This window comes from Xylanimonas ulmi (genome assembly GCF_004216535.1).
In the GTDB taxonomy this organism is placed as follows: Bacteria; Actinomycetota; Actinomycetes; order Actinomycetales; family Cellulomonadaceae; genus Xylanimonas; species Xylanimonas ulmi.
Genome location: NZ_SGWX01000001.1, coordinates 447439 through 461285, shown reverse-complemented (window position 1 = coordinate 461285; position 13847 = coordinate 447439). Strand labels below are relative to the sequence as shown.

Here is a 13847-nt window from a genome sequence, read left to right as displayed (position 1 = left end):
TCTCCGTCTTCTCGTTCGTCAGGCCGGCGCCTGGGCCGTCAGGTCGGGCGCCTGCGCGAGCAGGGGCGCGCCCCACTGCGCCTCGAGCAGGCGCTCGAGTGCGGCGCCGACACGGTACAGGCGGTCGTCGGCCTTGGCCGGCGCCAGGATCTGGAATCCGGTCGGCAGGGGGTTGCTCCCGTCGGGCGGCGTGGCGACGCCGTTGGGCACCGAGATGCCCGGGACGCCCGCGAGGTTGGCGGGAATGGTGGCGACGTCGTTGAGGTACATCGCGAGCGGGTCGTCGAGCTTCTCGCCCAGCTTGAACGCCGTCGTCGGGGCCGTAGGGCTGACCAGGACGTCGGCCTGGGCGAACGCGGCGGCGAAGTCGCGCTGGATGAGCGTGCGCACCTTCTGGGCGCTGCCGTAGTAGGCGTCGTAGTACCCGGCGCTCAGCGCGTAGGTGCCGAGGATCACGCGGCGCTTGACCTCGTCGCCGAACCCCGCGCCGCGCGTGGCGGCCATGACGCGCTCGGCGGTCACCGGACCCTGCGTGGGCACGACGCGCAGCCCGAAGCGCATGCCGTCGAACTTGGCGAGGTTGCTCGACGCCTCGGCGGGCATGATCAGGTAGTACGCGTCGAGCGCGTAGGGGAAGTGCGGGCAGGAGACCTCGACCAGCTCGGCGCCTGCCTTCTCCAGCAGGGCCAGCGACTCATGGAAGCGGTCCAGGACGCCCGCCTGATAGCCCTCGCCCTGCAACTGCGTCACGACGCCGACCCGCACCCCCGACAGGTCGCCGCTCGCGCCGAGCCGCGCCGCGTCCACCAGGGACGGCAGCGGCTCAGGGATCGACGTCGAGTCGCGCGGGTCGTGCCCGCCGATGAGCTCGTGCAGCAGAGCCGAGTCGAGCACCGTGCGGGTGACCGGGCCGGCCTGGTCAAGGCTCGAGGCCATCGCGATGAGGCCGTAGCGCGAGACCCCGCCGTACGTGGGCTTGACGCCCACCGTGCCCGTCACCGCTCCAGGCTGGCGGATCGAGCCGCCCGTGTCGGTGCCGATCGCCAACGGCGCCTCGAAGGCCGCGACCGCCGCCGCCGAGCCGCCGCCCGAGCCGCCAGGGATGCGGTCCAGGTCCCACGGGTTGTGCGTGTCGCCGTACGCCGAGTGCTCGGTGCTCGACCCCATGGCGAACTCGTCCATGTTGGTCTTGCCGAGGATCGGCAGCCCGGCGGCCTTGATCCGCTCGACGAGCGTCGCGTCATACGGCGGCACCCAGCCCTCGAGGATCTTCGAGCCCGCAGTGGTGGGCATGCCCTGGGTGACGACGACGTCCTTGACCGCGATCGGGACGCCCGCCAGCGGGTGCAGCCGCTCGCCCGCGCCGCGGCGCGCGTCGACGTCGCGCGCGGTGGCGAGCGCCGCGTCGGCCGAGACGTGCAGGAACGCGTGGACCTGGCCGTCGACGGCGGCGATCCGGTCCAGGTGGGCTGCCGTGGCCTCGACGCTCGTGACCTCGCCCGCGGCGAGGCGGTCCGCCAGAGCCGCGGCGGACAGACGGGTGACGTCGGTCATCTCACTCCTCACCGAGGATCTGCGGGACGAGGAACTTGCCATCCTGCGCGTCGGGCGCGGCGGCCAGCACGTCGGCCACGGGCAGCGCCGGGGCCGGGACGTCCTCGCGGAACACGTTCGTCATCGGCAGGGGGTGGCTGGTCGCGGGCACGTCAGGGGTGGCGACCTGGTTGACCTTGGCGATCGACTCGACGATGACGTCGAGCTCGCCGGCGAGCCGGTCGACCTCCTCGGGCCGCAGGTCGATGCGAGCCAGGACGGCCACGCGCGCGACCTCGTCGCGGGAGATGGTGGACATGGCCGCCAGTCTATCGGCCGAACCGGCGGATCCCACGCCCCTGACGCCGACCGCGAATGCGCAGCGTCTGCGGGTATGCGAAAGACCCCGCACCTGGGGTGCGGGGTCTTTCGTGAAGGGTGTCCGGCGGCGTCCTACTCTCCCACCCCGTCTCCAGGGCAGTACCATCGGCGCTATAGGGCTGAGCTTCCGGGTTCGGAATGGGACCGGGCGTTTCCCCTATGCTATGACCGCCGTAACAGTGTCGAGTTGTTCGGGGTGCCCCCTCTTGTCCCTCACGTGTGTGGGGGTGGGGGGTGGTTGCCCGTGACTCGGGAACCGCACAGTGGACGCGTCGCATGTAAGTGTGTGTGTGTGTTGAAGTTGTCGGCTGATTAGTACCGGTCAGCTGCGGCAGTCGTTGGTCCTGCCTTCCACATCCGGCCTATCTACCCAGTGGTCTCGCTGGGTGCCTTCAGACCCGAGGGTCTTGGAAACCTCATCTTGAAGCAGGCTTCCCGCTTAGATGCTTTCAGCGGTTATCCTTCCCGAACGTAGCTAACCAGCGGTGCACTTGGCAGTACAACTGGCACACCAGAGGTTCGTCCGTCCCGGTCCTCTCGTACTAGGGACAGCCCTTCTCAAGTTTCCTGCGCGCGCAGCGGATAGGGACCGAACTGTCTCACGACGTTCTAAACCCAGCTCGCGTACCGCTTTAATGGGCGAACAGCCCAACCCTTGGGACCTACTCCAGCCCCAGGATGCGACGAGCCGACATCGAGGTGCCAAACCATGCCGTCGATATGGACTCTTGGGCAAGATCAGCCTGTTATCCCCGGGGTACCTTTTATCCGTTGAGCGACGGCGCTTCCACAAGCCACCGCCGGATCACTAGTCCCGACTTTCGTCCCTGCTCGACCTGTCGGTCTCACAGTCAAGCTCCCTTGTGCACTTGCACTCGACACCTGATTGCCAACCAGGCTGAGGGAACCTTTGGGCGCCTCCGTTACATTTTGGGAGGCAACCGCCCCAGTTAAACTACCCACCAGGCACTGTCCCTGGTCCGGATCACGGACCGAGGTTAGATGTCCGAAGCAGTCAGAGTGGTATTTCAACGTTGACTCCACCCGAGCTGGCGCCCGGGTCTCATAGTCTCCCACCTATCCTACACAAACTGCGCCGAACACCAATACCAAGCTATAGTAAAGGTCCCGGGGTCTTTCCGTCCTGCTGCGCGTAACGAGCATCTTTACTCGTAGTGCAATTTCGCCGAGCTCGCGGTTGAGACAGCGGAGAAGTCGTTACGCCATTCGTGCAGGTCGGAACTTACCCGACAAGGAATTTCGCTACCTTAGGATGGTTATAGTTACCACCGCCGTTTACTGGGGCTTAAATTCTGAGCTTCGCTTGCGCTGACTCGTCCTCTTAACCTTCCAGCACCGGGCAGGCGTCAGTCCGTATACATCGTCTTGCGACTTCGCACGGACCTGTGTTTTTAGTAAACAGTCGCTTCTCCCTGGTCTCTGCGGCCCTCCCCGCTTCCCCCAGCTAGTGGGTTGACGGTTCGGGCCCCCCTTCTCCCGAAGTTACGGGGGCATTTTGCCGAGTTCCTTAACCACGATTCGCTCGATCGCCTTGGTATTCTCTACCTGACCACCTGAGTCGGTTTGGGGTACGGGCGGCTAGGACCTCGCGTCGAGGCTTTTCTTGGCAGCTGAGGATCACCCGTTTCCCGCATACGCGGTCACTGTCAGCTCTCACCCGTGGTGGTGTGCGGATTTGCCTACACACCGGGCTACGGCCTTGGACGTGGTCTACCATCGCCACGCCGGGCTACCTTCCTGCGTCACCCCTGTTAACACGCTTACCTACTGCCCGATCGGGTCACGCGCCGCCCGCGCCGGTGCCGGCCGAAGCCGGCGGTGGCGCGCTTGGGGCGTTTAGCATCTCGAGGTTCGGTATGGGCGGTCCTTCGCCGGTAGGAGAATATCAACTCCTTGTCCATCGACTACGCCTGTCGGCCTCGCCTTAGGTCCCGACTTACCCAGGGCGGATTAACCTGGCCCTGGAACCCTTGGTCATTCGGCGGACGGGTTTCTCACCCGTCATTCGCTACTCATGCCTGCATTCTCACTCGTGTGGTCTCCACCGCTGGGTCACCCCGCGGCTTCACCGCCCACACGACGCTCCCCTACCCAGCACAGCCCCTGAACCAACGACCACAAGGGTCGCGGCTTGGGTGTCGCTGCGCTGCCACGGCTTCGGCGGTGTGCTTGAGCCCCGCTACATTGTCGGCGCGGAATCACTTGACCAGTGAGCTATTACGCACTCTTTCAAGGGTGGCTGCTTCTAAGCCAACCTCCTGGTTGTCTGTGCAACTCCACATCCTTTCCCACTGAGCACACGCTTAGGGGCCTTAGCCGGTGATCTGGGCTGTTTCCCTCTCGACTACGGAGCTTATCCCCCGCAGTCTCACTGCCCCGCTTAAACTTACCGGCATTCGGAGTTTGGCTGACGTCAGTAACCTGGTGAGGCCCATCGGCCATCCAGTAGCTCTACCTCCGGCAAGAAACACGAGACGCTGCACCTAAATGCATTTCGGGGAGAACCAGCTATCACGAAGTTTGATTGGCCTTTCACCCCTAACCACAGGTCATCCCCCAGGTTTTCAACCCTGGTGGGTTCGGCCCTCCACGACGTCTTACCGTCGCTTCAGCCTGCCCATGGCTAGATCACTTCGCTTCGGGTCTAGACCCGGCGACTATGGGCGCCCTGTTCGGACTCGCTTTCGCTACGGCTTCCCCACACGGGTTAACCTCGCCACCGAGCACTAACTCGCAGGCTCATTCTTCAAAAGGCACGCCGTCACCCCTGCAAAGGAGGCTCCGACGGATTGTAGGCACACGGTTTCAGGTACTATTTCACTCCCCTCCCGGGGTACTTTTCACCTTTCCCTCACGGTACTAGTCCGCTATCGGTCACCAGGTAGTATTTAGGCTTAGCGAGTGGTCTCGCCAGATTCACACGAGATTTCACGGGCCCCGTGCTACTTGGGATCCCGTCCACCAGGCCGCACCATTTCGTCTACGGGACTGCCACCCTCTACGGTCCGGTATTCAACCCGGTTCGACTATGACACGGCTTTCTGACTGGCTGGAGAGGTGTCAGCCCCTCCCAGACGGTCCCACAACCCCGTGACGGCAACGCCTGACAGCTTTCACACCGCCACGGTTTGGCCTCATCCGCTTTCGCTCGCCACTACTCACGGAATATCTCTTCCTGCCGGTACTGAGATGTTTCACTTCCCGGCGTTCCCCCCACACACCCTATATATTCAGGTGTGGGTACCCGCACATGACTGCGGGTGGGTTCCCCCATTCGGACATCCTCGGATCACAGCTCGTTTGCCAACTCCCCGAGGCTTATCGCAGGCTACGACGTCCTTCTTCGGCTCCTGGTGCCAAGGCATCCACCCTGTGCCCTTAAAAACTTCAACAAAAATACGATCACACTACAGAGACATTCAGGGACGGCCACCCCAAGGGCGACCGCCGTATGAACATCTTGGATGCTCGCGTCCACTGTGCAGTTCTCAAGCTACGGACGACCCGCCAGACCCAGCGCGCCCACCCCCACAAACCTGGGAGGCGGTACGACACCACCAGCGACCCGCTACAGAGCACAACCCCCACCAACGAACCACCCACCCCCACCAGACCCCACACCCCCCAACCCCGCCCCACCCACCCCACCAGGGGAGGACGAGCACGAAACCAGGAGGCCCAGAGCCCACCAGGGGAGCCAGGCGGCCCCGCGGCGATTGCCTCAGGACCCAACAGTGCGCTCACGAGCCAACCCAGATCACCGACCAGCGTTCCCACCCCACCACCACCACCACACCCCACAGGACAAGCCCACAGGACACGACGACGGCGACCAGGCGTACTGGACAGGCCAACGACCCGAACCGACTCAACAGTCAACGTTCCACCCAGAGCACCACCACCAGCACACTCGGCCGGCGCGTGGTCCACCATGGACGCCCCCCACCCAGACCCGAAGGCCCCAGACGGCGGACGCCGGTGAGCTCCTTAGAAAGGAGGTGATCCAGCCGCACCTTCCGGTACGGCTACCTTGTTACGACTTAGTCCCAATCGCCAGTCCCACCTTCGACCACTCCCCCCACACAAGGTGGTTGGGCCATGGGCTTCGGGTGTTACCAACTTTCGTGACTTGACGGGCGGTGTGTACAAGGCCCGGGAACGTATTCACCGCAGCGTTGCTGATCTGCGATTACTAGCGACTCCGACTTCATGGGGTCGAGTTGCAGACCCCAATCCGAACTGAGACCGGCTTTTTGGGATTCGCTCCGCCTTACGGCATCGCAGCCCTCTGTACCGGCCATTGTAGCATGCGTGAAGCCCAAGACATAAGGGGCATGATGATTTGACGTCATCCCCACCTTCCTCCGAGTTGACCCCGGCAGTCTCCCATGAGTCCCCGGCATAACCCGCTGGCAACATGGGACGAGGGTTGCGCTCGTTGCGGGACTTAACCCAACATCTCACGACACGAGCTGACGACAACCATGCACCACCTGTGCGCCGACCTTGCGGAGACGCCATCTCTGACGCTGTCCGGCGCATGTCAAGCCTTGGTAAGGTTCTTCGCGTTGCATCGAATTAATCCGCATGCTCCGCCGCTTGTGCGGGCCCCCGTCAATTCCTTTGAGTTTTAGCCTTGCGGCCGTACTCCCCAGGCGGGGCACTTAATGCGTTAGCTGCGGCACGGGAACCGTGGAATGGCCCCCACACCTAGTGCCCAACGTTTACGGCATGGACTACCAGGGTATCTAATCCTGTTCGCTCCCCATGCTTTCGCTCCTCAGCGTCAGTGACTGCCCAGAGACCTGCCTTCGCCATCGGTGTTCCTCCTGATATCTGCGCATTCCACCGCTACACCAGGAATTCCAGTCTCCCCTACAGCACTCTAGTCCGCCCGTACCCGATGCAAGCCCGAGGTTGAGCCTCGGGATTTCACACCAGACGCGACAGACCGCCTACGAGCTCTTTACGCCCAATAATTCCGGACAACGCTTGCGCCCTACGTATTACCGCGGCTGCTGGCACGTAGTTAGCCGGCGCTTCTTCTGCAGGTACCGTCACTTGCGCTTCTTCCCTGCTGAAAGAGGTTTACAACCCGAAGGCCGTCATCCCTCACGCGGCGTCGCTGCATCAGGCTTTCGCCCATTGTGCAATATTCCCCACTGCTGCCTCCCGTAGGAGTCTGGGCCGTGTCTCAGTCCCAGTGTGGCCGGTCGCCCTCTCAGGCCGGCTACCCGTCGAAGCCTTGGTAGGCCATCACCCCACCAACAAGCTGATAGGCCGCGAGCCCATCCCCCACCGAAAAACTTTCCAACGCCCACCATGCGGCAGACGCTCATACCCGGTATTAGACCCCGTTTCCAAGGCTTATCCCGAAGTGGAGGGCAGGTTGCTCACGTGTTACTCACCCGTTCGCCACTGATCCACCCCGAAGGGCTTCACCGTTCGACTTGCATGTGTTAAGCACGCCGCCAGCGTTCGTCCTGAGCCAGGATCAAACTCTCCGTAAAAGAAAACATCAACCCCCACCACCCCAAAAGAGCGGCCAGAGTCAACAACCATACGGTTCGTCCAACACTGACAGAACCAAGCTGAACTGCTTGATCATGTCCAAAGGAATCCTCACGAGCCAACCCACAAGGGCCAACCCGACAAGGGATAAAAATTTGGCATTGACTATCAAACGCACTGTTGAGTTCTCAAACAACCGACGCACACCGGAGATTCGGAGGATTCTTTCTCTTCCGTCCCCCTCGGGGCGATGTCTCAAACCTACCAGACGATTTCCGTCCCGCCTAATCCGTGTTCCGAGGAATTCGGTGTCCGGAATCGACTGAGAAAGCCGTTCGCCAGGCCCCACACACTCCGGATCCAGGGCGCAAAGAGCCCTGGAAGAACCTTCGGTGTGAGTTTCAAACCCCGGCGCGGCCTCTGTGCGAGTCCGTCTGCCTGTCGGGCTGACGTCGTAGAACATTACACGCCCCAGCGGGCCCGGACAACCAGCGCGGCGGTGACGGCGCACACACTCGGGTCTGTCGCTGCCGCGCTGGAGCCCGGCGACCGCCCTCACCTGGCCGAACGGCCGCCCTCCGGCTCGTCGAGCACCCGTCGCAGGCGGCTCTTGCGCCGGTTCTCCCGCACGATCCACGCCACGTCTACGTCCTGAGGGTGGTCACGCTCGAGCGCCTGGAAGAGCGGGACCCCTCGGGAGGGGTCCGAGGCGACCGCCACGCTCCAGCAGTACCCGAGCCCTTGGCGCAGCGTGCGCACGTCGGGGTCCCTCCGAGCGTCTGCGGGCGCTCTCGCCAGCAGAGCCGTCGCCGTCTGACAGGCGGCGAGCGCCGCCGTCGCCGTGGCTGGGTCGCGCAGCAGTCGCGGCTCGCACACGCCCGCGACCGCGGCACGTCGCACGAGGGGATGCGGGTCCTGCGCCCAGGCGCGGACCAGGGAGCGCAGGGCGGCCGGCTCGGCGTCCCCCACCCGCTGCAGCGCCATCGCGGTCGCCTCCCGCACACGCCACGACCCATCCGTCGCGTGCGCGCGCAGCCGGTCGATCAACGCGGCCGCCGCTGGGGACGTCGTGGGGACGGCCGCCGGGCCACCGTCCGCCGGGCCACCGACCGCCCGCTCCCCCGACCCGCAGTCGGCCGACGTGCCGGGCCGAGCGGCCGCCAGAGCGTCGGCGAGCATCCTGCCAAGTCCGACGACGCCACAAAGCCGCAGGTACTCGTCCTCCTCAGCGGCCAGGGCGCGCACCATCGCATCGGGACCGACGTCGGCCCATGCCTCGGCCAACTCCAGGTTGCCACGCGGGCCCGGCAGGCCCGAGTGCTCCGTGAGATAGACGCCGACCGCCTCGACCCCACCCGGCATCACGTCGGACAGCGCCCGTGCGTACTCCTGTCGGCGGCTCATCGCCACACCGTACGGCGACAGCCGACGCGCCCGCGCTCAGGAGTCCCCATGCCCTACAGTCGCGACGTGACAGCGCCCGAGCCGCACGTCGTCGTCCGCCCCGCACTCACGCAGGAGGCCGCGGACGTCGCGTGGCTCGCCGCCATGACGTTCCCCCTCGCGTGCCCGCCCGACGCCGCCGCGGCCGAGGTCGCCCGCCATGTGGCCCGGCAGCTCACGCCCGCCCACTTTCGCCGCTGGTCCATCAGCGCTGACCACGTGCTGCTCGTCGCGCAGTCGCAGGACGGCGCGCACCTGGGGTACGCGTTGCTCACCTACGGCCTGCCCGACGGCGCGCAGGACGCGGCCGTACTGCGTGAGGCCACAGGCTCGGCGGGACCGTACGTCGAGCTCTCCAAGATCTACGCCCACCCCGACGCACTCGGGACGGGCGCCGCCGCGGCCCTGATGCGCGGTGCGATCGACGCCGCCGCTCACCTGGGCGCCGCCCACCTCGCCGAAGGGCACGGGAGCGGCGACACCCCGCTGTGGCTCGGCACCAACGCCGCCAACGCGCGGGCGCAGGCCTTCTACCGCAAGCACGGGTTCGTCGTCGTGGGCACGCGGACCTACGACGTCGGCGGGCAGGCGCACGACGACGTCGTCATGCTGCGGCGCTGACGCCTGCGGGCAGACGCCGCCGGAGGAAGACCTCACCGCGTCGCGCGCGGTGCGCAGCACGCTCACCGCGAAGCCCGCTCACCGTGGACCGCGCGCGCCGGCTCACCACGGACCGCGCGCGCTGGCCAGCTCGTCGACGACGTCGCGCACGTCGGCCGCCAGACCCGGCAGCTCGGACGCCAGACGCGCCTCGACACGCAGCGTCACCGACAGACGCCCCGCGTACGACAGCGCCGTGACGTAGACAGGCACGTTGCCGACCCCCGGGGCGATGGGCATGACATGCGTCACCGGGACGCCCGCGATGGCCATCGGCTCGGCGGGTCCGCGCAGGTTGCTGACGACCATGTTGATCAGGCGCTGGCGGCGCAGCACGGCCCGATAGAGCCCGAGGCGTCCGAGCGACTCGAACGCGAAGGCCAGCAGGGGCGCCGACTCACCTGTCGCGAAGCGGCGGCGCCGCCGCGTGCGTGCGGCGGTGTGGAGCAGTAGCGCAGACGCGGTCGGCCCCGGCCTCCCGTGCGCCGTCGCCGGCGCGGCGACCGGCGCCGCGACACGCAGCACGCCCGTGCGCGCGCGGCGGTCCGTGTCGCCGGGGCGCGCCCGGGAGACGGGCACGCTGCACAGGATCCTGTCGACCCGCTCGCCGCGGCGGGCGAGCAGGCGCGCCACGGCGCCGGCGCCGGCGACCAGCAGCACATCGTTGACCGTCGCGCCATGGTGGTGGGCGGAGCGGCGCACGCCGTCGAGGTCGAGGTCGAGGTTCGCCAGGCAGAAGCCCGGCTCGATCGGCGCGCTCAGCGAGGTCCGCTCGGCTCGGGGGCCGAGGCCGGCCGCGAGCTCCGCCACACCGAGCGCCACCGTCCGCACGGCGCCGAGCGCGTGGGCCACAGCGCTGGCGGGGCTGTGCGCCGCGGCGCGGGCGGGAGCGCGAACCGCAGCCCCTGCCGCGCCAGGCTCGTGCGCCGCAGCGCCGCCAGACTCAGGCGCCGCCCGCGCCGAGCCGGCGAGCGGGGGCGTCATCCCGAGCAGCGCGGCGCCCGTGGCGAGCACACCCGTCCCGTCGGTCAGCACGTGGTGCAGGCTCAGCACGACGGCGTCGCGCCCCGTTCCGGTGACCAGGCGCGTCACCCGCCAGGGTGGGGCGGCCTTCAGGTCCCAGGGCTCACGCAGCACGCGCACCGCCGCGGCCATCACGTCGTCCTCGCGCGCGCCGTCGCCCGGCGCGAGCGTGAGCGTGCGCACGTGCGCGGCCGTGTCGACGGCCATCGGCTCCCAGCGCGGGAGCAGGCCGGGTGGCCGCACGACGCGGCACGACCAGCGCGGGGAGTCGGCCAGGCGGTCGGCCAGGGTCGCGGCGATCTCGGCCTCGGGTGGCGCAGGCCCGGCCAGGCGCAGCACGACGCCGATCGTGCGCGGGTCCGGGCCGACGTCGAACGCGAGCTCGCCGCGCTCCGTCAACGTCAGGAGCCGGACGTCACGCCTCGCCGTCGTCCGCCGCATCGCGCTCGTCCGCCGCATCGCCTTCGCCCACCCGTGTCGGCTCGTCCTCGGCATCGCCGCCCTCGACCGCGGCGGGGCCGCCGCGCAGCAGGCGCGTGAATCCGGACTCGTCGAGGATCGGCAGTCCCAACTCCTCGGCCTTGGCGGCCTTCGACCCCGCGTTCTCGCCGACGACGACGTAGTCGGTCCGCTTCGAGACCGAACCCGCCGCCTTGCCGCCTGCCGCGATGATCGCCTCCTTGGCGCCGTCGCGCGAGTAGCCCTCAAGCGAGCCGGTGACCACGACGGTCAGCCCCGCGAGCGGCCCCGTCGGCACCGCTCCCGCCGCGGCGCGGGCGGCCATGGCCTCGGGGCCGGGGTGGCCCGGGGTGGCGAAGCGGACGCCCGCCCGAGCCCACGCCTCGACGATCTCCACATGCCAGTCGACCTCGAACCACTCCTGGAGCTCGGCCGCGATGACCGGGCCGACCCCCTCGACCGCCGCGAGGTCCTCCAAGGATGCCGCGCGAATCGCGTCGAGCGAGCCGAACCAGTCGGCGAGCGCGCGGGCCGCGACGGGGCCGACGTGCCGGATGTTGAGCGAGACGAGCTGACGCCACAGGTCCTTGGACTTGGCCCGTTCGAGCTCGTCGAGCAGCACCTGGGCGGACTTGGCCGGGCCGTAGACCGGGTGGTCCTTGCGGATGCCCGCGGCGCGCCGCTGCGCGGGGGTCATCGACTCGGCGCCGGGTGGGTAGACACGCCCGACGAGGCGTTGGAAGGGGCGCACGACCTTCGCGGTGAACATCGCGCCGTCGGCGGTCGGCAGCTCGACCGACTCGCCGACGCCGTCGTAAGGGCGCGGCAGGCCCGTCTCCGGGTCGCGCACGACGACACGGATGGGCTGGAGCTGGTCGATCGACAGGTCGAACAGCCCCGCCTCGGTCGCCAGCGGCGGGGTCGCCGGCTCGAGCGGCTGCGTGAGCGCCGCGGCCGTGACCTCACCCAAGGCCTCGACGTCGAGTCCGCCGCGCGAGCCGATGTGCTCGACGCGCCCGCGCACCTGTGCGGGGCACGACCGGGCGTTGGGGCACCGCAGGTCGACGTCGCCCTCCTTCATCGGGCGCAGCGGCGTGCCGCACTCGGGGCACGCCTCGGGCATGACGAAGTCGTGGCGCGGGTAGCCGTCGTCGGCCAGCGCCGCAACCGGGCCCAGGATCTCCGGGATGACGTCGCCCGCCTTGCGCAGCACGACGACGTCGCCCACGCGCACACCTTTGGCCCGCACCACGTCCTGGTTGTGCAGCGTGGCCTGACGGACGGTGGAGCCCGCGACCTTGACCGGCTCCATGACCGCGTACGGCGTCGCGCGGCCCGTGCGGCCCACGCCGATCTGGATGGCCAGCAGACGGGTGTTGACCTCCTCGGGCGGGTACTTGTACGCCGTCGCCCAGCGCGGAGCGCGGCTCGTCGCGCCCAGACGCGCCTGGTCGGCGAGCGAGTCGACCTTGACGACGATGCCGTCGAGCTCGTGCTCGATGTCGTGCCGGTGCGCGCCGAAGTGGTCGATCATCTCGACGACGCCGCCGATCCCCGCGACCACGCGATTGTGTGGTGAGATCGGCAGTCCCCACGCCGCGAAGTGCGCATACGCGTCGGACTGGTGCTCGAGCGCCGTGTGCTCACCCGCGGTCCACGCCAGCGCACCGATCCCGTGGACGTACAGGCGCAGCGACTCCACGCGCGCCAGGCCCGCCTCAAGGTCGAGGCCCTCCTTCTTGTCGAGCTGCTGGCGCAGCCCGCCCGCCGCGGCGTTGCGGGCGTTGGCGAAGGCCGGGAACCGGCGCTCGGCCGCCAGCCGCGCCCGGTCCTCGTCGAAGCGGGCGCCCTGCCGCTCGCGGGTCTCGGCCACCACGCGCTCGCGCAGCGTCGCCTGCAGCTCGTTGAGCCGCGTGAACGCCGCCGTCGGCAGGAAGACCTCGCCGCGCACCTCGACCAGCGCCGGGTGGTCGTCGCCGTCGAGGATCTGCGGGATGTCGGCGATGCGCCGCGCGTTGACCGTCACGTCCTCGCCCGTGCGCCCGTCGCCTCGGGTTGCCGCGCGCGTCAGGCGCCCGTCCTGGTACAGCAGCGCGATCGCCAGGCCGTCGATCTTGACCTCGGACAGGTACCCGACCTCGGCCTCACCCAGATCGCGCGCCACACGCGCGTCCCACTCGCGCAGCTCCTCGACCGAGAACACGTTGTCGAGCGAGAGCATGCGCTCGATGTGCTCGACCGTCGCGAACCCGGCCGCGGCCGCGCCGCCCACGCGCTGCGTCGGCGACTGCGGAGTCGCCAGCGCGGGGTGCGCCGCCTCGAGCGCCGCCAGCTCGCGCATGCGCGCGTCGTACTCGGCGTCGGACACCAGCGGCGAGTCCTGCTCGTAGTAGGCGCGCTGGTCGGCCTCGACCAGGCTCCGCAGCTGCGCCCACCGGCGCTGCGCCGCCTGCTCGTCGAGTTCGGCAGCCAGGTGCGTCGTCGTCTCGCTCACCGAACCATCTTCGCCGAACCCTCCGACAGCCACGACACGCGCGCGCGGACCAGCCCTGTCGTCCCGTCGACACGTCGTCGTCGACTCGGGCGGGTGGGCAAAGGGACGGGGCCCGGCGGCGCATTGCGCCGCCGGGCCCCATCAGGGCGTCCGGGCCACGAACCGGACGCCGGCGCCGGGCAAGCCCGGCGCGGCACGAGCGGGGCCACGAACCCACTCGTACGGCTTCCCGCCCTCGGGGCCACGAACCCGAGGGCGGGTGCACCCGTGAGGGTGCGCACCCGGGCCACGAACCGGGTGCCATCCGCCGTCACGCCCGGAG

At 68.2% G+C, this 13847-nt stretch carries 6 protein-coding genes and 3 rRNA genes; 1 reads left to right on the top strand and 8 read right to left on the bottom strand.

All coding sequences use genetic code 11. The features are described from left to right. Positions 1–18: 18 nt before the first annotated feature. The 6 genes from gatA to EV386_RS01960 form a co-directional block, all read right to left on the bottom strand. Positions 19–1554 carry an Asp-tRNA(Asn)/Glu-tRNA(Gln) amidotransferase subunit GatA gene (gatA, locus tag EV386_RS01985; protein WP_130411835.1) on the bottom strand — a complete coding sequence of 512 codons (1536 nt, stop codon included), beginning with the start codon at positions 1552–1554 and terminating at the stop codon, positions 19–21. A gap of 1 nt (position 1555) precedes the next feature. Beyond that, positions 1556–1852, bottom strand: coding sequence for an Asp-tRNA(Asn)/Glu-tRNA(Gln) amidotransferase subunit GatC (gene gatC / locus EV386_RS01980; protein ID WP_130411833.1), 297 nt, complete (start codon positions 1850–1852; stop codon positions 1556–1558). 121 nt (positions 1853–1973) lie between these two features. Further along, positions 1974–2090 (bottom strand): 5S ribosomal RNA (gene rrf, locus EV386_RS01975). A gap of 116 nt (positions 2091–2206) precedes the next feature. Continuing rightward, positions 2207–5327: ribosomal RNA gene (locus EV386_RS01970) — 23S ribosomal RNA — on the bottom strand. 599 nt (positions 5328–5926) lie between these two features. Then, positions 5927–7445, bottom strand: a 16S ribosomal RNA gene (locus EV386_RS01965). Together the 16S, 23S and 5S rRNA genes form the textbook arrangement of a ribosomal RNA operon. Positions 7446–8001: 556 nt before the next feature. Next, positions 8002–8850, bottom strand: coding sequence for a HEAT repeat domain-containing protein (locus tag EV386_RS01960; RefSeq protein ID WP_242607792.1), 849 nt, complete (start codon positions 8848–8850; stop codon positions 8002–8004). Between the two features lie 66 nt (positions 8851–8916). Between EV386_RS01960 and EV386_RS01955 the strand changes: the two genes are divergently transcribed. Then, entirely contained in the window at positions 8917–9510 is a 594-nt protein-coding gene (locus tag EV386_RS01955; RefSeq protein WP_242607791.1) for a GNAT family N-acetyltransferase, read from the top strand. Between the two features lie 102 nt (positions 9511–9612). Here the strand turns inward: EV386_RS01955 and EV386_RS01950 are convergent, their stop codons facing one another. Together EV386_RS01950 and ligA are read right to left on the bottom strand one after the other, a co-directional pair. Then, on the bottom strand, positions 9613–11013 hold the full coding sequence (locus EV386_RS01950; RefSeq protein ID WP_165399806.1) for a WS/DGAT domain-containing protein: 1401 nt from the start codon (positions 11011–11013) through the stop codon (positions 9613–9615). Continuing rightward, positions 10988–13525, bottom strand: a complete 2538-nt coding sequence (gene ligA / locus EV386_RS01945; RefSeq protein ID WP_278025406.1) for an NAD-dependent DNA ligase LigA — start codon at positions 13523–13525, stop codon at positions 10988–10990. Before ligA ends, EV386_RS01950 begins: the two co-directional genes overlap by 26 nt. Positions 13526–13847 lie beyond the last annotated feature (322 nt).